The organism is Pseudomonas sp. S2_B10, from assembly GCF_054668425.1.
Map to the genome: position 1 here is coordinate 3,230,438 of NZ_CP162768.1, position 23,002 is coordinate 3,253,439.

17 protein-coding genes and 3 pseudogenes are annotated in these 23,002 nt (G+C 60.5%); 8 read left to right on the forward strand and 12 right to left on the reverse strand.

All coding sequences use genetic code 11. The features are described from left to right. Positions 1-14 precede the first annotated feature (14 nt). Positions 15-941, forward strand: coding sequence for a serine O-acetyltransferase EpsC (gene epsC / locus AB4O45_RS14490; RefSeq protein ID WP_150637907.1), 927 nt, complete (start codon positions 15-17; stop codon positions 939-941). A gap of 473 nt (positions 942-1,414) precedes the next feature. After that, a complete protein-coding gene (gene betT / locus AB4O45_RS14495; RefSeq protein ID WP_460161505.1) occupies positions 1,415-3,376 on the forward strand; it encodes a choline transporter BetT in 1,962 nt (653 codons plus the stop codon). Positions 3,377-3,400: 24 nt separating this feature from the next. Here betT and AB4O45_RS14500 read toward each other — a convergent pair. After that, positions 3,401-3,661 (reverse strand): annotated as a pseudogene (locus tag AB4O45_RS14500) (hypothetical protein). A gap of 537 nt (positions 3,662-4,198) precedes the next feature. Here AB4O45_RS14500 and mgrA point away from each other — a divergent pair. Continuing rightward, positions 4,199-5,236, forward strand: coding sequence for an L-glyceraldehyde 3-phosphate reductase (gene mgrA, locus AB4O45_RS14505; protein WP_460094380.1), 1,038 nt, complete (start codon positions 4,199-4,201; stop codon positions 5,234-5,236). Between the two features lie 199 nt (positions 5,237-5,435). Here mgrA and tauD read toward each other — a convergent pair whose 3' ends face one another. The 7 genes and pseudogenes from tauD to AB4O45_RS14540 all read right to left on the reverse strand — a co-directional run bounded on the left by tauD (position 5,436) and on the right by AB4O45_RS14540 (position 13,903). Next, complete coding sequence (gene tauD, locus AB4O45_RS14510) at positions 5,436-6,278, reverse strand: taurine dioxygenase (RefSeq protein ID WP_065615359.1); 843 nt, start codon at positions 6,276-6,278, stop codon at positions 5,436-5,438. A gap of 139 nt (positions 6,279-6,417) precedes the next feature. Continuing rightward, positions 6,418-7,251: a taurine ABC transporter permease TauC gene (gene tauC, locus AB4O45_RS14515; protein WP_150637913.1), complete on the reverse strand. Its 834-nt coding sequence runs from the start codon at positions 7,249-7,251 to the stop codon at positions 6,418-6,420. Then, positions 7,248-8,042: a taurine ABC transporter ATP-binding subunit gene (gene tauB, locus AB4O45_RS14520; protein WP_041477476.1), complete on the reverse strand. Its 795-nt coding sequence runs from the start codon at positions 8,040-8,042 to the stop codon at positions 7,248-7,250. Before tauB ends, tauC begins: the two co-directional genes overlap by 4 nt. A 15-nt stretch (positions 8,043-8,057) precedes the next feature. Continuing rightward, a complete protein-coding gene (tauA, locus tag AB4O45_RS14525) occupies positions 8,058-9,035 on the reverse strand; it encodes a taurine ABC transporter substrate-binding protein (protein WP_024011179.1) in 978 nt (325 codons plus the stop codon). A gap of 328 nt (positions 9,036-9,363) precedes the next feature. After that, positions 9,364-10,947 carry a glutamate--cysteine ligase gene (gene gshA / locus AB4O45_RS14530; protein WP_041477477.1) on the reverse strand — a complete coding sequence of 528 codons (1,584 nt, stop codon included), beginning with the start codon at positions 10,945-10,947 and terminating at the stop codon, positions 9,364-9,366. Between the two features lie 247 nt (positions 10,948-11,194). Next, the gene (locus AB4O45_RS14535; RefSeq protein ID WP_460160231.1) at positions 11,195-11,578 is read right to left on the reverse strand and encodes a PaaI family thioesterase; all 384 of its coding nucleotides are present in this window, start codon (positions 11,576-11,578) and stop codon (positions 11,195-11,197) included. Next, positions 11,578-13,903: pseudogene (locus tag AB4O45_RS14540) on the reverse strand (Tex family protein). Before AB4O45_RS14540 ends, AB4O45_RS14535 begins: the two are co-directional and overlap by 1 nt. Positions 13,904-14,261: 358 nt before the next feature. On the opposite strand from AB4O45_RS14540, the gene ompR reads away from it, so the two are divergent. Continuing rightward, a complete protein-coding gene (gene ompR, locus AB4O45_RS14545; RefSeq protein ID WP_016772186.1) occupies positions 14,262-15,002 on the forward strand; it encodes an osmolarity response regulator transcription factor OmpR in 741 nt (246 codons plus the stop codon). 114 nt (positions 15,003-15,116) lie between these two features. Next, positions 15,117-16,429, forward strand: a pseudogene (locus AB4O45_RS14550) (ATP-binding protein). Between the two features lie 86 nt (positions 16,430-16,515). Here AB4O45_RS14550 and rimK read toward each other — a convergent pair. Genes rimK through rimA form a run of 3 tightly spaced genes read right to left on the reverse strand, consistent with a single transcriptional unit; the run spans position 16,516 to position 18,693 of the window. Beyond that, on the reverse strand, positions 16,516-17,421 hold the full coding sequence (gene rimK, locus AB4O45_RS14555; RefSeq protein WP_024011184.1) for a 30S ribosomal protein S6--L-glutamate ligase: 906 nt from the start codon (positions 17,419-17,421) through the stop codon (positions 16,516-16,518). Next, entirely contained in the window at positions 17,418-17,897 is a 480-nt protein-coding gene (rimB, locus tag AB4O45_RS14560) for a retropepsin-like aspartic endopeptidase RimB (protein ID WP_016772184.1), read from the reverse strand. The genes rimK and rimB overlap by 4 nt, the downstream gene beginning before the upstream one ends. A gap of 16 nt (positions 17,898-17,913) precedes the next feature. Further along, positions 17,914-18,693, reverse strand: coding sequence for a S6 modification regulatory phosphodiesterase RimA (gene rimA / locus AB4O45_RS14565; RefSeq protein ID WP_460161506.1), 780 nt, complete (start codon positions 18,691-18,693; stop codon positions 17,914-17,916). 116 nt (positions 18,694-18,809) lie between these two features. On the opposite strand from rimA, the gene AB4O45_RS14570 reads away from it, so the two are divergent. Then, positions 18,810-19,217, forward strand: a complete 408-nt coding sequence (locus AB4O45_RS14570; protein ID WP_016772182.1) for an RNA-binding S4 domain-containing protein — start codon at positions 18,810-18,812, stop codon at positions 19,215-19,217. A 97-nt stretch (positions 19,218-19,314) separates the two neighbouring features. On the opposite strand, the gene AB4O45_RS14575 is transcribed toward AB4O45_RS14570, so the two are convergent. After that, positions 19,315-20,115 (reverse strand): phosphatase PAP2 family protein, encoded by an 801-nt coding sequence (locus AB4O45_RS14575; RefSeq protein ID WP_150741778.1) that lies wholly within the window; start codon positions 20,113-20,115, stop codon positions 19,315-19,317. Positions 20,116-20,222: 107 nt separating this feature from the next. Between AB4O45_RS14575 and hslO the strand changes: the two genes are divergently transcribed. Together hslO and AB4O45_RS14585 are read left to right on the forward strand one after the other, a co-directional pair. Next, positions 20,223-21,125, forward strand: a complete 903-nt coding sequence (gene hslO / locus AB4O45_RS14580) for an Hsp33 family molecular chaperone HslO (RefSeq protein WP_150637920.1) — start codon at positions 20,223-20,225, stop codon at positions 21,123-21,125. A 181-nt stretch (positions 21,126-21,306) separates the two neighbouring features. Then, on the forward strand, positions 21,307-22,848 hold the full coding sequence (locus tag AB4O45_RS14585; RefSeq protein ID WP_016772179.1) for a phosphoenolpyruvate carboxykinase: 1,542 nt from the start codon (positions 21,307-21,309) through the stop codon (positions 22,846-22,848). The last annotated feature ends 154 nt before the right edge of the window (positions 22,849-23,002 follow it).

The window sequence follows — 23,002 nt, forward strand, 5'->3', positions numbered from 1 at the left end:
GAGGAGTCTTTACCGTGAGCGAGCGTTCCAGCCATTGGCAATTGCAGACCATCGTCAGCCAGCTGCGCAGCGCGCGGGATCAGTGGCGCGCACAGAATGGTCGCGCTTCAGGGGAGCAGGGTGGGCGCGAGTTGCCGTCGCGTGCGGCGATGGCGGAGATCCTCGAGGCGCTGTGTGGCGCGCTGTTCCCGATGCGTCTGGGGCCGGTCGATCTGCGTGAAGAAAGTGAAGACTTCTACGTCGGCCACACACTTGATGTAGCGCTGAATGCTTTGCTGGCGCAGACACGACTGGAGCTGCGTTACGTTGCCCGCCACAGTGCGCAGGACGACAGTGAAGTAGAGATCCGCGCCATTCAGATTGTGCAGGATTTCGCCTTGGCCTTGCCGGGCCTGCGCACGCTGCTCGACACCGATGTGCTTGCGGCTTATCACGGCGACCCGGCGGCACGCAGCGTTGACGAAGTGCTGCTGTGCTATCCGGGCATTCTTGCGGTGATTCACCATCGACTGGCGCACCATCTGTATCGCGCCGGGCTGCCGTTGCTGGCGCGGATCAGCGCGGAGATCGCGCACTCGGCGACCGGCATCGATATCCACCCGGGCGCGCAGATCGGCCGCAGTTTCTTTATCGATCACGGCACAGGCGTAGTGATTGGCGAAACCGCGATCATTGGCGAGCGGGTGCGCATTTATCAGGCGGTGACTTTGGGTGCCAAGCGCTTTCCGGCGGATGAGGACGGCCAGTTGCAGAAGGGCCACCCGCGCCACCCGATCGTTGAGGATGACGTTGTGATTTATGCCGGGGCGACGATTCTCGGACGGATCACCATCGGCAAGGGCTCGACCATTGGCGGCAACGTCTGGCTGACGCGCAGTGTGCCGGCGGGGGCGAATCTGACGCAGGCAAATCTGCAGCATGATGACGGGACGCAGAAGTAGGCCGTGGAATCCTTTTCCCCTCACCCCAGCCCTCTCCCGGAGGGAGAGGGGGCCGACCGAGGTGTTTTGCGTCATACATCGACCTGAAATACCGGGTCGATTATGGATTCGGCACGGTTTCCTCAGGTTGGCGCACATTCTGAACATCCCCCAATCAGTCCCCTCTCCCTCTGGGAGAGGGTTAGGGTGAGGGGCTTTTGATTCTTGCTTGGCGCAGTGAACGAATCTCACAAAACCCGCGTCATAAACCTCCTCGGGCGCTGTAGGAAACCTACCGCCCAGCCCTGCGATTAGTCCTTACCGCCCCATTCATGTTTAACTTGAACGTTCATTCAAGTTAAACCGGTGGTTCGCTGCCCGCTCACAACAGGAGGCTTGCCTTTGCTGAGTCCGATCATTTCAGCCACGTTTCAACCCTTCGAGGTGCACCTTTCATGAGTGCATCGTCTACCCCCGCCAGCGGTCTGGTGCGCATGAATCCGCCGGTGTTCTACTTCGCCGCGACGGTCATTCTGCTGTTTGGTCTTGTCGTCATCGCCATCCCCGAGCAGGCCGGCGCCTGGTTGCTGGAAGCGCAAAACTGGGCGGCCAACACGGTCGACTGGTACTACATGCTCGCGATGACCCTGTATCTGGTCTTCGTGGTGGTCACCGCCTTATCCGGCTACGGCAAGATAAAACTCGGTGCCGACCACGACGAACCCGAATTCAGTTACCTGTCCTGGGCCGGCATGCTGTTCGCCGCCGGGATCAGCATCACGCTGTTTTTCTTCTGCGTCTCCGAACCGCTGACCCACATGCTCCAGCCACCGCAAGGCGACGCGGGCACGGCGGATGCGGCACGCCAGGCGATGCAGATCCTGTTCCTGCATTGGGGCCTGCATGGCTGGGGCGTGTTTGCCTTCGTCGGCATGGCGCTGGCCTATTTCGCCTATCGGCACAACCTGCCGCTGGCCCTGCGTTCGGCGCTGTATCCGCTGATCGGCAAACGCATCAACGGCCCGATCGGCTATGCGGTGGACGGCTTCGGCATCATCGCCACGGTGTTCGGCCTTGGTGCCGACATGGGCTTCGGCGTGTTGCATCTGAATTCCGGTCTGGATTATCTGTTCGGCATCGCCCACACACAGTGGATTCAGGTCGGCCTGATCACGCTGATGATGGGTGCGGCGATCATTGTGGCCGTCTCCGGCGTCGACAAAGGCGTACGGGTGATGTCGGACATCAACATGCTGCTGGCCTGCGGGCTGCTGCTGTTCGTGTTGTTCGCCGGGCCGACACAGCACCTGCTCAACACCCTGATCCAGAACGTCGGCGATTACCTCGGCGCGCTGCCGATGAAGAGTTTCGACCTCTACGCCTACGACAAACCGAGCGACTGGCTGGGCGGCTGGACCGTGTTCTACTGGGCCTGGTGGATCGCATGGTCGCCGTTCGTGGGCCTGTTCATCGCGCGGATTTCCCGGGGCCGCACCATCCGTGAATTCGTCTTCGGCGTGCTGTTGATTCCGCTCGGTTTCACCTTGGCGTGGATGTCGATCTTCGGCAACAGCGCCCTGGATCAAGTGCTCAATCACGGCATGAGTGCGCTGGGCATGTCGGCCATCGACAATCCGTCGATGAGCATTTATCTGCTGCTGGAAACCTATCCGTGGAGCAAGACTGTCATCGCCGTGACGGTGTTCATCAGCTTCGTGTTCTTCGTGACGTCTGCGGATTCCGGCACCGTGGTGCTCTCGACCCTGTCGGCCAAGGGTGGCAATCCGGATGAAGACGGGCCGAAATGGCTGCGGGTGTTCTGGGGTGCGATGACCGCGCTGATCACCAGCGCACTGCTGTTTTCCGGCAGCATCGATGCGTTGAAGTCGGCGGTGGTGCTGACCTCATTGCCGTTCTCGTTGATTCTGCTGCTGATGATGTGGGGCCTGCACAAGGCGTTCTATCTGGAGTCGCAGAAGCAGATCGCGCAGCTGCATTCGCTGGCGCCGGTCTCCGGTTCGCGGCGTGGCACCGGTGGCTGGCGTCAGCGCCTGAGTCAGGCCGTGCACTTCCCGTCCCGCGACGAGGTGTACCGCTTCATGGAAAGCACGGTGCGTCCGGCGATTGAGGAAGTGACCGCCGTGTTCGTCGAAAAAGGCCTGCACGTGGTTACCCAGCCGGATCCGGCGCATGACAACGTCAGCCTGGAAATCGGTCATGGCGAGCAGCATCCGTTCATCTATCAGGTGCAGATGCGCGGCTACTTCACGCCATCGTTCGCGCGCGGCGGCATGGGTTCCAAGCAACTCAACAATCGCCGCTACTACCGCGCCGAAGTGCACTTGAGCGAGGGCAGTCAGGACTACGATCTGGTCGGCTACACCAAAGAGCAGATCATCAACGACATCCTCGACCAGTACGAACGGCACATGCAGTTCCTGCATCTGGTGCGTTGACCGACGGCTGCGCGCCGGGTCTGCTCAGGACTCGGCGCTCAGCAGCATGAACAGCACCATTGCTGCTGCCGGCATGCCGAATACCGCGCTGCCAAGCGCTATTTCCGTACCCAGCGGCCGCCCGCATGAACTACGCCGACTGCGCCATTGATCAGGGTCATCGCAAGCCATAGCGCTGCGAAGCGGTAGGCCATGGTCTGGCGGCTGAAGCCAATGGGGGTCGCCGATGTAAAGCATCAGTGCGAGCAGGACCAGGCCGGAGAAAGTGATGATGGTGATGTGCATGGCAGTTTTCGCCTGGTGAATGGGTGTTGCCTGATTGGCCGCCTTCGCGAGCAGGCTCGCTCCCACAATGGATCTCGGCTGGACATGAATTTCATGTTCACAGGAGAACTCTGTGGGAGCGAGCCTGCTCGCGAAGGGGCCAACTCGGTGTCACTTTGAGCATGGCCAATCCAGCGAGGCTGAAGCGCAGGAAAAAATGTGAAACGTTTCAGCAATTGGTCGAACCGGAGGTCGGCGTCGCGCCGCTTGGGCGTATGCTGGGCGTGTTGTTCAGAACTGGATATGAAGACCGGACGTTGCGGCAGAACCTGGGGCTGGTTCGACCTGCAAATCGCTTTGCATGATTGATGGGGCTTTTGTGGCGAGGGGATTCATCCCCGTTCGGCTGCGAAGCAGTCGTAAAACCAGCGCATTCGGTACACCAGATTCGCCGAGGTTTCAGGTTTTGGGGCGGCTTCGCCATCCATCGGGGATAAATCCCCTCGCCACAAAGGTGTCCGGTTGCAGATGACTAAAAGACAGACAAGAGAGGATTCGATGACTTACACCGCTGCCGAAAATCGCTACGACTCCATTCCCTACCGCCGCGTCGGCCGCAGCGGTCTGGTGCTGCCGGCCTTGTCGCTGGGCCTGTGGCACAACTTTGGCGACAGCACGCCGATCGAGACCCAGCGTGCCTTGCTGCGCACCGCGTTCGATCTGGGCATCAATCATTTCGATCTGGCCAACAACTACGGCCCGCCATACGGCAGCGCCGAGATCAATTTCGGTCGCCTGCTGCGCGAAGACTTCAAGCAGTATCGCGACGAGCTGATCATCTCGAGCAAGGCCGGTTGGGACATGTGGCCCGGCCCGTATGGTCAGGGCGGCGGTTCGCGCAAATACGTGCTGGCGAGCCTCGACCAGAGCCTGCAACGCCTCGGTCTGGACTATGTGGACATCTTCTATTCGCACCGCTTCGACCCGGACACCCCGCTGGAAGAAACCGCCAGCGCCCTCGCCACCGCTGTGCAGCAGGGCAAGGCGCTGTACATCGGTATCTCGTCCTATTCCGGGGTGAAAACCCGCGAGATGGCCGGGCTGCTGAAAGAGTGGAAAGTGCCGCTGCTGATTCATCAGCCGGCGTACAACCTGCTCAATCGTTGGGTGGAAAAGGATCTGCTCGACACCACCGATGAACTCGGCACGGGCGTCATCGCGTTCACGCCGCTGGCGCAGGGCTTGCTCACCGACAAATACCTCAACGGCGTGCCGGCCGATGCGCGAGTCAATCGCCCGGGCGGCGGCTCGCTGCAGGCTTCGCACTTGTCCGAGGCCAACATTGCTCACGTGCGAGCGTTGAACGAAATCGCCCAGCGTCGCGGCCAGAGTCTGGCGCAGCTGGCACTGGCGTGGACCCTGCGTGATCCACGAGTGACCTCGGCACTGATTGGTGCGAGCCGGCCGGAGCAGATCATCGAGAACGTCGGGGCGCTGAAGAATCTGCATTTCAGTGCTGAAGAGCTGGCGGAGATTGACCGGTTTGCCCAGGAGGGCGGGATCAATCTTTGGGAGAAGCCTTCGACGGCGGAGTGAGCCACCCTCACCCCAGCCCTCTCCCAGAGGGAGAGGGAGCCGACCGAGGTGTCTTGCGTCTTACATCGACCTGAAATACCGAGTCGATTATGGATTCAGCAAAGTACGTTCAGGTCGGCGTACTTCTACAGCATCCCCAATCAGTCCCCTCTCCCTCCGGGAGAGGGTTAGGGTGAGGGGCTTTTGCCTTTGAAAGGGCTCAGCGAAAAAACGGCACATCCCCCAACACCGTCGCCCGCTGCATCACCCGCCGCGCCGGGCGGTAATCATCCACCGCGTAATGCTGCGTCACGCGGTTGTCCCAGAAAGCGATGTCGTCCTTCTGCCAGCGCCAGCGAATGGTGAATTCCGGCCGTGTCGCGTGGGCGAACAGAAACTTCAGAATCGCCTCACTCTCGGTTTCGGACAGCTCGTTGATCTTCGAGGTAAATCCTTCACTGACGAACAGCGAGCGCCGTCCGCTGACCGGATGGGTGCGAATCACCGGGTGCGACAGCGGTGGATTCTTGCGCCGTGCTTCTTCCCACTGCGCCAGCGCCTCAGGCGTGTTGCCGTAGCGCTCCAGCGGAAACGAACGAGTGAAATCGTGGGTGGCCGTCAGACCTTCGAGCAGGGTTTTCATCGGCGCCGACAGCGCTTCATATGCCGCGATGCCGCTGGCCCACAACGTGTCGCCACCGAACTCCGGCAGCAACTTGGCGCTGAGCACCGCGCCCATTGCCGGTGTTGGCAGGAAGGTCACGTCGGTGTGCCAGATCGCGTTATCGCGCACGTCGGTGACGGCGGTGTCAAGGATGAGTACTTCCGGTTGTTCCGGCACGTTCGGGTAGATCGGATGAATGTGCAGGTCGCCGAAATAATGCGCGAAGCGTGCCTGTTGCGCTGGCTCGATCGGCTGGTTGCGGAAGAACAGCACCTGATATTTGAGCAACGCCTGTTCGATGGCGTCGCGGTGTTCCAGGCTCAGCGGCTGGCTAATGTCGACGCCACTGATCTGCGCGCCGAGGGCCGAGCTTAACGGGGTGATGTTGAGGGTGCTCATGGTCTTTCTCTTCAATTCGGTGAAACCACCCTTTGTAGGAGCTGCCGAAGGCTGCGATCTTTTGATCTTGTTTTGGTAAAAATCAAAGTCAAAAGATCGCAGCCTTCGGCAGCTCCTACATGTGTGATTCAAAAATGCTTCAGTGCGCCTGGCCGTGCCACGGCACCAGTCTGCGCTGCAATGCGCGCAGGCCCATTTCCATGGCGAAGGCGATCAGGGCGATGACCAGAATCCCCAGCACCACGACATCGGTGACCAGGAATTGCGCAGCCGACTGCACCATGAAGCCCAGGCCACTGGTGGCCGCGATCAGTTCAGCGGCGACCAGGGTCGACCAGCCAACCCCCAGGCCAATGCGCACGCCGGTGAGAATGTCCGGCAGAGCGCTGGGCAGAATCACATGGCGAATCAACTGCACGCGCGTCGCGCCCAAGGACTGCGCCGCGCGCAGTTTTGCTGGATCAACCGTGCGCACACCCGTCGCGGTGGCAATCGCAATCGGCGCAAAAATCGCCAGATAGATCAGCAGCACTTTCGACAACTCGCCAATGCCGCACCAGATCACGATCAGCGGCAGATAGGCCAACGGCGGAATAGGACGGTAGAACTCGATCAGTGGATCGAGCACGCCACGGGCGATGCGGTTGGCGCCGATGGCAATGCCCACCGGCACGGCGGTCAGAATCGCAAAAGCGAGACCCAGGCCGATGCGGCTCAGGCTCGCGCCCAGGTGCTGCCATAACGTCGAATCCATATATCCCGAGGTCGCCAGCAGCCAGCCTTTTTGCAGCACGGCAGAGGGCGGTGGCAAGAACAGCGGTTCGATCAACTCGGTCGCGGTCACCGCCCACCAGACCGCCAACAGGCCGAACAGGGTCAGCAGGCTGATCCAGCGAGTGCTGAGGCTGCGGCGCAGCGGGATGCTCACCGAAGGTGTTTTCACCGCCGCAGCGGAAACGTCGTAACTGCTCATGCGCGCTCCTGCCGGGGTACGGCGCTGCGTTGCGAGAAGACTTTGCTCAGCACGTGCTCGCGGGTTTCGATAAAACGCGGATCGGACTTGATCGCGCGGGCCGACTCGCCAGCGGCATAACGCTGACCGAAATCCAGCTGCAGGCGCTCGACGATCTGCCCCGGATTCGGTGCCAGCAGAATCAGGTCCGTGGCGAGGAACACCGCTTCTTCAATGTCGTGGGTAATCAGGAAAACCGGTTTGGCAGTGCGCTGCCAGACTTGCAGCAACAGCTCCTGCATCTGCTCGCGAGTGAACGCATCAAGCGCACCGAACGGCTCATCCATCAGCAGCACGCGCGGATCGGCGGCGAGGGCGCGGGCGAGGCCGACGCGTTGTTTCTGGCCACCGGACAATTGCCAGATGCGCCGGTCTTCGAAGCCGGCAAGATCGACCAGCGCGAGCATTTCACGGGCGATTTTTTCCCGCTTGTCCTTGCCGACACCGGCCAGTTCGAGGCCGAAGGCGACGTTGGCCAGTACGTCCTGCCAAGGCAATAAAGCGTCGTCCTGAAACACCACGCCACGTTCGGCACTCGGGCCTTTGACCGGCACGCCGTCAAGGGTGATGCGCCCGGCACTCGGCTCGACGAAGCCGGCAATCAGGTTCAACAGCGAAGTCTTGCCACTGCCGGACGGGCCGAGGGCGACCAGCAATTGCTGCGGCCCCAGGGTCAGAGAAATATCCGCCAGCACCGGCTCCGGGCTGCCCGGGTACTGTGCGCTGATGCGCTCCAGCTGTAGCAAGGCCATCGCTGTACCTCCCGATCAGTTGGTGATGTATTTGGCGCTGACGTACGGCGCGTAGTCCGGCAGGACGGCTTCGACCTTGCCTTGCTCCTTGAGGAACGCGGCGGTGTCGGTGATGGCTTTGGTGGTCGGCGCGCCGAGGTCACTGACCTGATCTGCCGCCAGCGGGTAGACGTTGCCCTGCAACAGCAATGGAATGTCGCTGGCCTTGGCGCCGGAGAGTTTGACCAGTTTGTCGACGTTGCTCTGGTTGGCCAGCCAGGCCTGCGGATCCTTGCGGTAAGCGGCATAGGCGTCGAGGGTGACCTTGGCGAATGCGGTGACGATTTCCGGGTGCTTCTCGGCGAAGTCCTTGCGCACGATCCACGCGTCGAAGGTCGGCGCGCCGAACTTGGCCAGTTCGCCGGAGGTGATCAGCACTTTGCCGTTTTCCTTGGCGACGCCCAGTGCCGGATCCCACACGTAAGTGGCGTCGATGTCGCCGCGTTTCCACGCCGCGATGATGGCTGGCGGCGCGAGGTTGAGCACGGTGACTTTCGACGGGTCGATGTTCCAGTGCTTGAGCGCCGCGAGCAGGCTGTAATGCCCGGTGGAAACGAATGGCACGGCGATTTTCTTGCCGATCAGATCCTGCGGAGTCTTGATGCCGGAACCGTCACGCGCGACCAATGCTTCAGCGGCGCCGATCTGGGTGGCGATGAGGAAGGTTTCCACCGGCACTTTGCGCGTGATCGCAGCGGTCAACGGGCTCGAACCGAGATAGCCGATCTGCACATCGCCGGACGCGATGGCGGCAATGATGTCGGCACCGTTATCGAATTTGCGCCAGCTGATATCGGCCTTGGTGGCTTTCTCGTAGGCGCCGTCGGCCTGAGCGACCTTGGCCGGGTCGACGGTAGTCTGGTAGGCGACGGTGAGATCGGCCGCCTGGGCCAGGAAGCTTGCAGCGGCCAGCGAGGCGGCGGCGAGCAGGCGAAGCGGGAAATTCAGTTTCAATTGAGAGCTCCAGATCAGGCGACCGAATGTCGGCGTGAATGGAGACTAAATGATCTAAGAATCGATAAATAAATAACTTTTTCGAATGAGCATATGAGCGGAAAAATCTAAGGATAGGAGAGGGTGTGGGGATTTCGGATGATTCGTTCGACGTCAGAACTTTGCCCCCTCACCCCAGCCCTCTCCCCAAGGGGGCGAGGGGGAAAGGGAGCTGATCTTCATGCTTTTCAAGGCCTGAGTTCGGCCCGGTATTTCAGGTCGGTGTAGCTCGCAAGAACAACGCGGTCAGTCCCCTCTCCCTTTGGGAGAGGGTTAGGGTGAGGGGCTTTTAATTGCTGATGGCGAGGATGCTCGCCTGATACGCGCCAACAAACACATCGAAATCGCCAACCTCGTTCTGTTCAAGCTCGGTCTGCTGCGCCAGCGATGCGCGCGCCAGTTCTTCAAACTTCGCTTGCTCGTCAGCCGCCAACGGCTCGCTGCGGAAGAACTCGGCGTGGGTCTGGCTCTGGCGCAGGGAGAACTGCGCAAAGCTTTCCTTGTGCTCAGCCATGGCCGCCAGCACCTGCGCCGATGGGGTCAGGGACGGGTCGTTGACCTTGGCCAGTTGCGCATCCAGCGCCTTGCTGTGGGCATCGCCGCCGACGCTCTGGTCGAGCATCGCCGCCAGCGGAGCAATCTGTTCCAGCAGTTCGGCCGCCCATTGCTTCATCTCGACCGGTTGACCGTCACGCTGCAATTGCAGGCCCGGACGGCGACCTTCCTTGACCACGCTGAGGAAGTTCGAGGTGGCGTTGCCGCACGAAGTGTTGGTCAGCAGCGGGCTGTCGTTCAGCGCGCAGTACAGCAGGAAGGCGTCGATGAAGCGCGATTCGGTGAGGTCGATGCCCATCGGCAGGAACGGGTTGATGTCCAGGCAGCGCACTTCGACGTACTGGATGCCGCGCGCCATCAGCGCCTGGATCGGCCGCTCACCGGTGTAGGTCACGCGTTTCGGGCGGATGTTGGAGTAGTACTCGTTTTCGATCTGCAGGATGTTGGTGTTGAGCTGCACCCATTCGCCATCCTTGTGCGTGCCGACTTCCACGTATGGCGCGTAGGGCGTGGCCACGGCTTCGCGCAGGCTGTCGGTGTAGCTCGCCAGGTCGTTGTAGCACGGTGTCAGGCCGGCCTGGGCATTGCTCTGATAACCGAGATCGCTCATGCGCAGGCTGGTGGCGTACGGCAGATACAGCGTGTCCGGATCGAGCTGCTCGAGCTGATGCGAACGCCCGCGCAGGAAGCCGGCGTCCAGCGCCGGCGAGGCACCGAACAGGTACATCAGCAGCCAGCTGTAGCGACGGAAGTTGCGGATCAGGGCGATGTAGGACACCGACTGGAAATCGCGATCGGTGCCGACGAAACCTTCAGCCTCGCGCAGCAATGGCCAGAGCTGTTCCGGCAGGGAAAAGTTGTAGTGAATCCCGGCAATGCATTGCATGGTCTTGCCGTAACGCAGGGCCAGGCCCTTGCGATAAACGTACTTGAGCTGACCGATGTTGGAGGTGCCGTAATAGGCGATCGGAATATCTTCCTCGGCCGGCAACGGGCACGGCATCGATGGACTCCACAGGTACTCGTTGCCGAGTTTGCTGTAGGCAAAACGATGAATCTTGTCCAGGCTCGCCAGCGTGTCGGCAGGATCCGGCAGGGCTGGCGTAATGAATTCCAGCAGCGACTCGGAGTAGTCGGTGGTGATCTGTTCGTTGGTCAGCGCGGAACCCAGGGCTTCGGGGTGCGGCGTTTGCGCCAGGCGACCTTCACTGGTCACGCGCAGGCATTCACGTTCGATACCGTGCAGGCACTGCTTGAGCAGAGAGAGGTTAGCGCGCTCGCCGAGCAGAGCCAGGCGGCGGTTGAGAAGTTCGCTCAATTTGGATTCCTTCACGCGTCAGTCGCCCCAATATGGGGGTGGGCAAGACGGTCTACAAGGGTGAAGTTGAAACTGGCGTTATCGCCTGGTTTTCTAGCCTGTCAGCCGCACACATGAACCCGTAGGAGCTGCCGAAGGCTGCGATCTTTTGATCTTGCTGTTGAAAAACAAAATCAAAAGATCGCAGCCTTCGGCAGCTCCCACAGGATTCGTTGCGCCGAAATTAACTCAAAATGATGAGCAACATCTACAGGACAGCGAAGGTGCCTTGCGCTTTTGCGACCAGTTTGTCGCCCTGCATCACCTCGGCTTCGACCACCAGCGTGCGCCGGCCCGGGTGGATCACCCGCGCCGTGCACAGCACCTCGCCGTCGGAAACGGCGCGGATGTAGTTGATCTTGCATTCGATGGTCGCACTCTCCTGATCGAAGCCATGGCTGCTGGAACAAGCCAGGCCCATGGCGATGTCGACCAGACTGAACAGCGCGCCGCCGTGCAGTTTGCCGCCGCGGTTGCGCAGTTCGGGCTCAAGCGCCAGGGCGACTTGCGCCACCCCGGTTTCGAGACTGTGCAGGCGACAGCCCAACAGCTTGAAAAACGCGCTCTCGACGAGCCCGGCCGGCATTTCCATCAGCGTTTCTTCAACTGCTTGGCGTTGGCGAACAGCGAGGCCATCGCATTGTTCACCGGCGCGGCTGTGGCGGTTTCCTTGCGCGGCGCGTTGCCCGAAGACTGGCGCGGTGCCGAGCCCGGACGCGAGCCACGGGCGCCATCGATTTTCTCGCCGGGAGTGTCGCTCATGCGCATCGACAGACCGACGCGTTTGCGCGGGATATCGACTTCCATGACCTTCACTTTCACCACGTCACCGGCCTTGACCGCTTCGCGCGGGTCCTTGATGAACTTCTCCGACAGCGCCGAGATGTGCACCAGACCATCCTGATGCACGCCGATGTCGACGAATGCACCAAACGCCGTCACGTTGGTCACCACGCCTTCAAGGATCATCCCCAGTTGCAGATCCTTGAGGTCTTCGACGCCTTCCTGGAATTCGGCAGTCTTGAACTCCGGACGTGGGTCGCGACCGGGTTTTTCCAGTTCTTGCAGGATGTCGGTGACGGTCGGCAGACCGAAGGTTTCGTCGGTGAATTTCTTCGGGTCCAGACGCTTGAGGAACGCGGCATCGCCGATCAGCGAGCGAATGTCGCGGTCGGTTTCAGCGGCAATGCGCTGCACCAGTGGATAGGCTTCCGGGTGCACCGCCGACGAATCCAGCGGGTTGTCGCCGTTCATCACGCGCAAGAAACCGGCGGCCTGTTCGAAGGTTTTCTCGCCCAGTCGCGCGACTTTCTTCAGCGCTGCACGGGTCTTGAACGCGCCGTGTTCGTCACGGTGAGCAACGATGTTCTGCGCCAGCGTCGCATTGAGGCCGGAAATCCGTGCCAGCAAGGCCACGGAGGCGGTATTCACATCCACGCCCACGGCGTTTACGCAGTCCTCGACCACGGCGTCCAGACCGCGCGCCAGTTTCAGCTGCGAGACGTCGTGCTGGTACTGGCCGACGCCAATGGATTTCGGATCGATTTTCACCAGCTCGGCCAACGGATCCTGCAGGCGACGGGCGATCGACACGGCGCCACGGATCGACACATCGAGGTCCGGGAATTCCTTGGCCGCCAGTTCCGAGGCCGAGTACACCGAGGCGCCGGCTTCGGACACCATGACCTTGGTCATTTTCATCGCTGGATATTTTTTGATCAGTTCGATCGCCAGCTTGTCGGTCTCACGGCTGGCAGTACCGTTGCCGATGGCGATCAGGTCCACCGAATGCTTGGCGCACAGGGCGGCCAAGATGGCGATGGTCTGATCCCATTTGTTGTGCGGCACGTGCGGGTAAACCGTGGCGTGGTCGAGCAGCTTGCCGGTGGAGTCGACCACGGCCACCTTGCAGCCGGTACGCAGGCCCGGGTCGAGGCCCAGCGTCGCGCGAGGGCCGGCCGGAGCGGCCAACAGCAGGTCGTGCAGATTGTGCGCGAAAACGTTGATCGCTTCGGTTTCGGCACCGTCGCGCAACTCGCCGAGCAGGTCGGTTTCCAGGTGGGTGTAGAGCTTGACCTTCCAGGTCCAGCGCACCACTTCACCGAGCCATTTGTCCGCCGGGCGGTTCTGGTTCTGGATGCCGAACTGCTGGCCGATCATGCCTTCGCACGGGTGCATGGTGCCAGAGCAACTCATCGCCGACTTTCAGCGCGGAGCTGAGAATGCCTTCGTTGCGGCCACGGAAAATCGCCAGGGCACGGTGCGATGGCATGCTTTTCAGAGGCTCGTCGTGTTCGAAGTAATCACGGAACTTGGCGCCTTCCTCTTCCTTGCCGGCGATGACGCGGGCACTGAGGATCGCTTCCTGTTTGAGGAAATTACGCAGCTTTTCCAGCAGGCTGGCGTCTTCGGCGAAGCGCTCCATGAGAATGTATTTGGCGCCTTCCAGCGCAGCCTTGACGTCGGCCACACCTTTTTCGGCATCGACGAAGCGTGCGGCTTCGGTTTCCGGCGACAGGTTCGGGTCGTTGAACAAGCCGTCGGCCAGTTCGCCGAGGCCGGCTTCGAGGGCGATCTGGCCCTTGGTGCGGCGCTTCTGCTTGTACGGCAGGTACAAGTCTTCGAGACGGGTCTTGGTGTCGGCGAGCTTGATGTCGCGCTCAAGGGCAGGGGTGAGTTTGCCTTGCTCCTCGATGCTGGCGAGGATGCTGATGCGCCGTTCGTCGAGTTCTCGCAGGTAGCGCAGGCGCTCTTCCAGATGACGCAACTGGGTGTCATCGAGGCTGCCGGTGACTTCTTTCCGGTAACGGGCGATGAAGGGGACGGTAGAACCTTCATCGAGTAGCGCGACGGCCGCTTCGACCTGTTGTGGGCGTACGCCGAGTTCCTCGGCGATGCGGCTGTTGATGCTGTCCATAAAACCACCTGACATAGTATGAAAGCAGGCTCGCAGGCACGCAGATAATGGCCTGGAGGCTGATTGAGCGGCTGGAAAATTGCCGCTGCCTGGATCAAGAAGCTGCCCATTGACCCGTGAAATCGAACAGTTACTGCACAGGGCCGGAAAAAATACCGGCCACTTACGGTAACGATTCAGACGTTGCCTGGCGCAAAACGCCGCGCATTATAACCAGCGTTCTGTCATTCGGGGGCGTTGCAGGCTGTAGGCATAAACCTCGGTTTTCTGGCAGTGAAGGAAAAATCTGCTAACAATGCACACGGTGCGTATAACGGCAGCTACGCCATAATGCGCGCCGAGCTAAAAGGAGCATCCAATGAGCAGCACAGCACAAACTGCTGAAGGCGAAAAAATTCTTATCGTTGATGACGATCCGGGGCTGAGCAGCCTGCTGGAGCGTTTCTTCGTCAGCAAGGGCTACCGTGCCCGTACCGTTCCGAACACCGAGCAGATGGACCGTCTGCTGGCGCGTGAAGTGTTCAATCTGGTCGTTCTCGACCTGATGCTGCCGGGCGAAGACGGCCTGACCGCGTGCCGCCGCCTGCGCAGCGCGAACAACCAGATTCCGATCATCATGCTCACCGCCAAGGGCGATGAGCTGAGCCGTATCAAGGGCCTTGAACTGGGCGCCGACGATTACCTGGCCAAGCCGTTCAACCCGGACGAGCTGATGGCTCGGGTCAAAGCGGTATTGCGCCGTCAGGCCGCACCGGTGCCGGGCGCACCGGGCAGTGAAGACGAAAACGTCACCTTCGGTGATTACGTGTTGTCGCTGGCGACCCGCGAGCTCAAGCGTGGCGATGAAGTGCACATGCTCACCACCGGTGAGTTCGCGGTACTCAAGGCGCTGGTGATGAACGCGCGTCAGCCGCTGACCCGCGATAAGCTGATGAACCTCGCCCGTGGCCGTGAATGGGATGCGCTGGAGCGTTCCATCGACGTGCAGATCTCGCGTCTGCGCCGCATGATCGAACCCGATCCGTCGAAACCGCGCTACATCCAGACCGTCTGGGGCGTGGGTTACGTGTTCGTACCGGATGGCACCGCCACCAAGTGATCGGTGATTTGTAGGAGCGGGTCTGCAAGGCTCTGGTCGCACGGCCATTGCCACAGACTCGCAATCCGCAATATGCGAGCATTGCTCGCTCCTGCAAGTGTGTAGCGGTTAAAGATGAAAACCCCCGTCTGGTTCCCCCAAAGTTTTTTCTCCCGCACCCTCTGGCTGGTGCTGATCGTCGTGCTGTTTTCCAAGGCGCTGACCCTGGTTTATCTGTTGATGAACGAGGACGTGCTGGTGGATCGCCAATACAGCCATGGTGTCGCTCTGACGCTGCGCGCCTATTGGGCCGCCGACGAAGAGAACCGCGCAAAAATTGCCGATGCCGCGACCCTGATTCGTGTGGTCGGCGCCGGTGTGCCGGAAGGCGAGCAGCACTGGCCGTACAGCGAAATCTACCAACGTCAGATGCAGGCGGAACTGGGTGCCGACACCGAGGTGCGTTTGCGCATGCACTCGCCGCCGGCATTGTGGGTGAGGGCACCGAGCCTGGGCGATGGCTGGCTGAAAGTGCCGTTGTATCCGCACCCGCTGCGCGGCCAGAAGATCTGGAACGTGCTCGGCTGGTTCCTCGCCATCGGCCTGCTTTCTACGGCGTCGGCATGGATTTTCGTCAGCCAGCTCAACCAGCCGTTGAAGCGCCTGGTGTATGCCGCGCGGCAACTCGGCCAGGGCCGCAGCGTACGTCTGCCGATCAGTGATACGCCGAGCGAAATGACCGAGGTTTATCGCGCCTTCAACCAGATGGCCGAGGACGTCGAACAGGCCGGACGTGAGCGGGAGCTGATGCTGGCGGGGGTTTCCCACGACTTGCGCACACCGCTGACGCGCTTGCGCCTGTCGCTGGAACTGATGGGCGATCACACCGACCTCACCGACGACATGGTCCGCGACATCGAGGACATGGACGCGATTCTCGACCAGTTCCTCGCGTTCATTCGCGACGGTCGTGACGAGTCGGTGGAAGAGGTCGACCTCAGCGATCTGGTGCGCGAAGTCGCCGCGCCGTACAACCAGAACGAAGAGAAAGTGCGCCTGCGTCTGGAACCGATCCAGCCGTTCCCGCTGCGTCGTGTGTCGATGAAACGCCTGCTCAACAACCTGATCGGCAATGCGTTGAACCATGCCGGTACCGGCGTTGAAGTAGCGGCGTATGTATCGGGAGATACCAGCGCGCCGTATGTGGTCCTTAGCGTTATGGACCGTGGCGCGGGTATTGATCCGTCCGAGCTTGAAGCGATCTTCAACCCGTTTACCCGAGGTGATCGGGCTCGCGGTGGCAAAGGCACCGGGCTGGGGCTGGCGATCGTGAAAAGGATTGCGGCGATGCATGGCGGCAATGTCGAATTGCGCAACCGGTCCGGGGGGGACTGGAAGCGCGGGTGAGATTGCCGTTGGGATTGATGTTGCCCCGAGATGCGGTGTAACGGCGGAAAAAAGATCGCAGCCTGCGGCAGCTCCTACACGAAATGCATTCCCCTGTAGGAGCTGCCGAAGGCTGCGATCTTTTGCTTTAGCCCTTGCCCTTGGTGCGGGTCATATTCGGCCCGCCATTCTTTTCCAGATGCTCGATGATGATTCCGGCGACATTCTTGCCCGTAGTGGTCTCGATGCCTTCCAGTCCCGGCGACGAATTCACTTCCATCACCAGCGGACCGTGATTGGAGCGCAGGATATCCACACCCGCCACCGCCAGGCCCATGACCTTGGCAGCGCGTAACGCGGTCATGCGTTCTTCCGGGGTGATCTTGATCAGGCTGGCGCTGCCGCCGCGATGCAGGTTGGAGCGAAACTCGCCCGGTTTGGCCTGGCGCTTCATTGCGGCGATCACCTTGTCGCCGACCACGAAGCAGCGGATATCCGCGCCGCCGGCTTCCTTGATGTATTCCTGGACCATGATGTTCTGCTTCAGGCCCATGAACGCCTCGATCACCGATTCTGCCGCCGTGGCTGTTTCGCACAGCACCACGCCGATGCCCTGGGTGCCTTCCAGTACCTTGATCACCAGCGGTGCACCGTTGACCATGGCGATCAGGTCGGGAATATCGTCCGGCGAGTGGGCAAAACCGGTGACCGGCAAACCGATTCCGCGCCGCGACAGCAGTTGCAGCGAACGCAATTTGTCCCGCGAACGGGCAATGGCCACAGACTCGTTGAGCGGGAACACGCCCATCATTTCGAACTGACGCAACACCGCGCAGCCGTAGAACGTCACCGATGCGCCGATCCGCGGGATCACCGCGTCAAAACCTTCCAGCGGTTTGCCGCGGTAATGGATCTGCGGCTTGTGGCTGGCAATGTTCATGTAGGCGCGCAAGGTGTCGATCACCACCATTTCATGCCCGCGCTCGATTCCGGCTTCGACCAGACGGCGGGTGGAATACAGACGCGGATTACGCGACAGCACAGCGATCTTCATGCAACACCTGTGGAGGAGGTAGATACCGGGAACACCGGCTTGTCTTGTACATATTTGATGCCCGGATTGACCACCAACTGGCCATCGATCAGGGCTTTGGAACCGAGCAGCAGGCGATAGCGCATGGACTTGCGGCAGGCCAGAGTGAACTCCACCGGCCAGACCCGATCACCCAGGGCCAGCGTGGTGCTGATCACATAGCGCACCTGCGCATGGCCGTTGGAGCTCTTGATGGTTTTGCGCGTGACCAGCGGCGCTTCGCAGCGCCGGTGACGCAACTGCACCACCGTGCCGAGATGCGCAGTGAAGCGCACCCATTTCTCGCCGTCGCGTTCGAAAGGCTCGATGTCGGTGGCGTGCAGGCTGGAGGTGCTGGCGCCGGTGTCGATTTTTGCGCGCAGGCCCGCAACTCCCAAACCCGGGAGCGCCACCCACTCGCGCAGACCGACAACGGTCAAATGATCAAATGTCTTCAAAGAAAAAAACCAAGGGTTAACGCTTCCAGGCCCCGTCCGGCACCTGGGCCAACGCTTTGAATGCAGGTCTGGCGAACCAGTAGCCCTGCATCAGAAATATCCCACAGTCCGCGAGGAAATCCCGCTCCCCGACGCTCTCGATGCCTTCGGCAATGACTGTAACGTCCAACTCCGCACACATTGTGACAATCCCCCGAACGATCACCTGACGGACACGGTCCTGGTCAACATCGCGGATCAGCGCCATGTCGAGTTTGATCAGATCCGGTTGGAAATCAGCCAACAGATTGAGCCCCGAATAGCCGGCACCAAAATCGTCGATGGCGGTCTTGAAGCCGAATTCGCGGTATTCACGCAGAATATTGGTCAAATGGCGATAATTATCTACGTGCTCGATTTCCAGAGTTTCGAAAATCAGTCGGTCGATCGGAAAGTTGTGTTTGCGTGCGGCCTCCAGTGTGCTGCGAATGCATAGCTCTGGACGGTAGACGGCGTTGGGCAAAAAGTTGATCGACAAGTGTGTCTGCATATTAAGGCTCGCTGCGCCTTCGATGGCGCGGGTCCGGCAGAGCTGGTCGAAACGGTAGCGGTTGTCTTCTGTAACCTGATTTAACACCGACAGTGCACCTTCCCCTGACACGCCTCGGACCAGCGCTTCGTGGGCAAATACCGATTGATCGCGCAGGTCGACAATCGGCTGGTAGGCGAAGGCAAAATCGAAATCCAGCGGTTCGCTTTGCTGGCAGCCCTGGCAACCGCCCCTGGGTGAGGTCAACGAAGTTGGAAATTTAGTCACGCGGTCACTCCAGGCCGGTCGGGCGGCGAAGATCACAGTCAATCTGGAGGGCCGAGTTCTTGCGCCCGACAGAAACGGTAGTACAGTTCCGACTACTGGCTGAGCGAGGAATTCATATGGGACAGAAGCAGGAGGAGGACGACAAGGTCCGTCTCGATAAGTGGTTATGGGCGGCGCGTTTCTACAAGACGCGTGCTCTGGCCAAAGCAGCAATCGAAAGCGGCAAGGTGCATTGTCGTGGCGAGCGCTGCAAGCCGGGCAAGGAGCCGCGCATTGGTGATGAGTTCGAGATTCGCACCGGCTTCGAAGTGCGCACGGTGAGGGTCGAGGCATTGTCGATCGTGCGTCGTGGCGCACCCGAGGCGCAAACCTTGTACGCGGAGACCGAAGCGAGTGTCGCCAAGCGTGAAGCGGCTGCGGCGATGCGCAAGGCGGGCTCGTTGGGCGTGAGCACCGATGGCAAGCCGAGCAAGAAGCAGCGGCGGGATCTGTTCAAGTTTCGCGGTAGCAGCAACGAAGATTGAAACGTTGTGCCGGCCTCTTCGCGAGCAGGCTCGCTCCCACATTCGATCGAGTCGTCTGTGGCAGCGAGCCTGCTCGCGAATCGAGTACGACGCGGTATCAGGCGCTACGCACCACACTCATCCGCGACACCATCGGCAGCTTGCCCAACAGCGCGAAAACCGGCGCGGTCAGCTTCAACCAGAAGTTCGACGCGTGATAGGCAAACGGCGTGTAGTAACCCCAGCCCAACGCCCACACCGCCAGCAGCACACCGCCGATGTAGTCGTCCTGACCCCAATGCGCGCCGGCCACCAGACGCGGCAACATGAACAATACGGCCAGACCCCATACTGTTAGAAATTGTCCGACGGTGCGGCTGAACACGCCCATGAACAATGCCCAGATCAACAGCACTGAGGCATGATCACCGGGGAAACTCTGGCCGGAACGGTCCTTCAGCTCCCAGGTTTTTTCCAGATGCGGAAAGTAATCGCTGATGTGCACGGCGCCCTCAAGCACCATTGACGGGCTGCTGTGCTGCCAGCCCATGTGATCGGCGAATTTGGAAAACAGCGCGCGGATCACCACCATCAGCAGCAGGATCGAGAAAAAACCGAAGAACGCGCGACGCACGTCGATCGCCCTGAAAACCCAATCGCCCTTGATCAGCAGCGTCAGCAGAATCAGTCCGACGACGATGTCGAACGGGCGCAGACTTGCAATTGCCCAGATGTGGAGCCATATCGGGTTGCTGGCCAGCGGCGCATTCAACGAGCGGAACAGCCACTCGTCGAAAATCACACACAGCATCTGACCGGTAGGCCATAACCAGAAAGCCAGTAGCGCCAGCGGCACTACGTTACACAGAACCAGCCGGCCGAGGTTCCACCTTGATTGGAACAAACCCGGATTGTTCATAAAATGCCTCCCATGGCGAAAAAGCGCCGGCACCAAAAAAAGTGCCAGCAAGCGCAAATTTTCACGTTTTGTAACCATTTTGTCATCACATTCAGATACCCAGACCTATGACCGATCTAGCGGATACCGATTTCACTCAACGCTTCATCTTCGATGACAGCGACACTCGCGGCGAACTGGTAGCGCTGGAGCGCAGCTACGCCGAAGTCCTCGCCAAACACCCGTACCCGGAGCCGGTCGCGCAGTTGCTCGGCGAACTGATGGCGGCCGCGTCGTTACTGGTCGGCACGCTCAAGTTCGATGGCTTGCTGATTTTGCAGGCGCGCTCGGAAGGGCCGATTCCGCTGCTGATGATCGAGTGTTCCAGCGAGCGCGAAATCCGTGGCCTGGCGCGTTACGACGCCGAGCAGATCGCGGTTGACGCGACCCTTGCCGACTTGATGCCGAACGGCGTTCTGGCCCTGACCGTCGACCCGACTGTTGGCCAGCGCTATCAGGGCATTGTTGATCTTGACGGCGAGACACTGTCGGACTGTTTCACCAACTATTTCGTCATGTCGCAACAGGTCGGCACCCGCTTCAAGCTCTTCGCCGACGGTCGTCGTGCCCGTGGCATGTTGCTGCAACAGCTCCCCGCCGATCGCTTGAAAGACGAAGAGGACCGCGCCGCCAGCTGGCAGCATCTCACCGCGTTGGCCAGCACTCTGAGCGCCGATGAATTGCTCAGCCTCGACAACGAAACCGTGCTGCATCGCCTGTACCACGAAGAGCAGGTACGTCTGTTTGATGTGCAGCATCTGCGCTTCAGTTGCAGCTGCTCGCGGGAACGCTCCGGCAATGCGCTGGTCAGTCTTGGGCTGGAAGATGCGCTGGCGCTGGCCGCCGAGCAGGGCGGCAAAGTCGAGATCGATTGCCAGTTCTGCAATCAGCAGTACCTGTTTGACGCAGCCGATATTGCTCAATTGTTCGCTGGCGCGGGCGTCGATACGCCGTCAGATACCCGTCACTAAAACGGTTCAGCGCAGGTAAATTCACTGCGTAATGACGGAATATCGCCGTTACGACGGGAGGACCCTACTCTTTTTGGGCTTTTCTGGCATAATCCGGCCCACTTTTTTCGCGGTAGTAGTGCACGACTTTCTACTACAAAACGTTTGGAGCACACTCGGCCACTGGCCGACGGGGAACCTCATGACGCAAGCCAATAACGCCGTGTACACCGATCTGAGTGTTGATGATCTGGTAAAAGAAGCCCTGAATCGCGGTGAAGGCGAGCTTGCCGATACCGGCGCTCTGGTTGTTCGCACCGGTCACCGCACCGGCCGCTCGCCAGTCGACCGTTTCATCGTTGAAGAGCCTTCCACCCAGGCCGCTATTGCCTGGGGCCCGATCAACCGCAAGTTCCCGGCCGACAAGTTCGATGCCCTGTGGGCTCGCGTCGAGGCCTTCAACAACGCGCAAGAGCACTTCGTTTCCCACGTGCATGTAGGCGCGGCGGAAGATCACTACCTGGCCGTGAAAATGACCACACAGACTGCCTGGCAGAACCTGTTCGGTCGTTGCCTGTTCATCAACCCGGCCCAGTACAACCCGGCTGGCCGTGAAGAATGGCAAGTGCTCAACGTTGCCAACTTCGAGTGCGTGCCTGAGCGTGACGGCACCAACTCCGACGGTTGCGTGATCATCAACTTCGCGCAGAAGAAAGTGCTGATCGCTGGCATGCGTTACGCCGGCGAGATGAAGAAAGCCATGTTCTCGGTGCAGAACTTCCTGCTGCCGGCCGCTGACGTGCTGCCAATGCACTGCGCTGCCAACATCGGCGAAGACGGTGACGTGACCCTGTTCTTCGGTCTGTCGGGCACCGGTAAAACCACCCTGTCGGCCGACGAAAGCCGTTACCTGATCGGTGACGACGAACACGGCTGGGGCGAAGGCGTGGTGTTCAACATCGAAGGCGGTTGCTATGCCAAGTGCATCGACCTCTCCGAGAAGAACGAGCCGGTTATCTGGAAAGCCATCAAGCACGGCGCGGTGCTGGAAAACGTCGTCATCGACGACGCCAAGCACGCCGATTATGCCGATGTCAGCCTGACCCAGAACAGCCGCGCCGCCTACCCGCTGGAGCACGTTGCCAAGCGTTCCGAGAAGAACCTGGGTGGCGAGCCAAACGCGGTGATCTTCCTGACCTGCGACCTGACCGGCGTACTGCCGCCAGTGTCGATCCTCAACGAAGAGCAAGCGGCCTACCACTTCCTTTCCGGCTACACCGCACTGGTGGGCTCGACTGAAATGGGTTCGGGCAGCGGCATCAAGTCGACCTTCTCCACCTGCTTCGGCGCACCGTTCTTCCCGCGTCCGGCTGGCGAATACGCAGAACTGCTGATCAAGCGCATCCGCGGCTTCGGCTCCAAGGTCTACCTGGTCAACACCGGCTGGACCGGCGGCGGCTACGGCGTCGGCCAACGCTTCAACATCCCGACCACCCGCGCGGTGATCGCAGCGATCCAGAGCGGCGCTCTGATCGGTGCTGCCACCGAGCACCTGGACACCATCAACCTCGACGTGCCTCTGGCCGTACCAGGCGTCGACACCAACCTGCTCAACCCACGCAACACCTGGGCTGACAAGGCGGCGTACGACGAGGCAGCGAAAGCACTGGCCGGTCTGTTCATCGAGAACTTCAAGAAGTTCGAAGTGAGCGACGCGATCAAGGCGGCTGGGCCGAAGTTGTAAGTAGTAGTTTGCAGTGAATAAAAAACCGCCCTTTGGGGCGGTTTTTTCATGGGCGAAGATTTGGGTAAGCTCATCTCAACGGCGGTTCGTCACTTGCCATGTAGCAGTATTCATTCATTTTTGGCCTGATACGGCCAGAGTAATGCCACTCAAC